Below are 266 nucleotides of genomic sequence, written 5' to 3' on the forward strand. Positions count from 1 at the left end.
GTGATCACCAGAGGCCTGGGTTTGCTTTATGTTTCCGGCGCTACATCTGGATACCGCCGTTTAAAGCAACTGACTGCGATTAACGCATAAACAGCATTTCGCTGTATTTCGGTAATGGCCAAATGTCGTCGGCAACCAGAGTTTCCAACGTATCCGCAAAGCCACGGACTTCCAGCATCAGGCCACAAATCGTATCAGCACAGAACTTCATGTGCGCTTCGGTAGAGTCGAAGTCATGAGTTGCCATGGCGGTTTCCAGCTTGGCC

The 266-nt window shown here is 50.8% G+C and carries 1 protein-coding gene; it reads right to left on the reverse strand.

Going from position 1 to position 266, the window contains the following annotated elements; all coding sequences use genetic code 11:
- Positions 1 to 79: 79 nt before the first annotated feature.
- Positions 80 to 266 (reverse strand): hypothetical protein (locus Q4563_RS20265; protein WP_303605793.1); only part of this gene is annotated, 187 nt, incomplete at its 5' end.

The organism is Gilvimarinus sp. 1_MG-2023, from assembly GCF_030548285.1.